The 207-nt window shown below is 39.6% G+C and carries 1 protein-coding gene; it reads right to left on the reverse strand.

Features of this window, described 5'->3' with window-relative positions; all coding sequences use genetic code 11:
* Nucleotides 1–207, reverse strand: a 207-nt coding sequence (locus FFR48_RS28810) for an ISAs1 family transposase (RefSeq protein WP_137669657.1), incomplete at both ends; no start/stop codon positions are given.

The raw sequence follows: 207 nt of genomic DNA on the forward strand, positions 1-207 counted from the left end.
CTGTAATCTCATTGGATTTATCTTCTACTTTCATCTGTGCCAAGACCAAATTTTGTTCACTTGCCCAGGCACTAACAACGTGCAATGCTGATTTCCCTTGATTTCGGTCGTAAGAACCCCTAATTGTTTTTCCGTCTATGGGAATTATTTCTCCTCCCATGTTTGTCACTAGGGTTTCTATCCATCTGCTGAAACAACGATTTAATT

The organism is Sphaerospermopsis reniformis (assembly GCF_005402885.1).
Classification (GTDB): Bacteria; Cyanobacteriota; Cyanobacteriia; order Cyanobacteriales; family Nostocaceae; genus Sphaerospermopsis; species Sphaerospermopsis kisseleviana.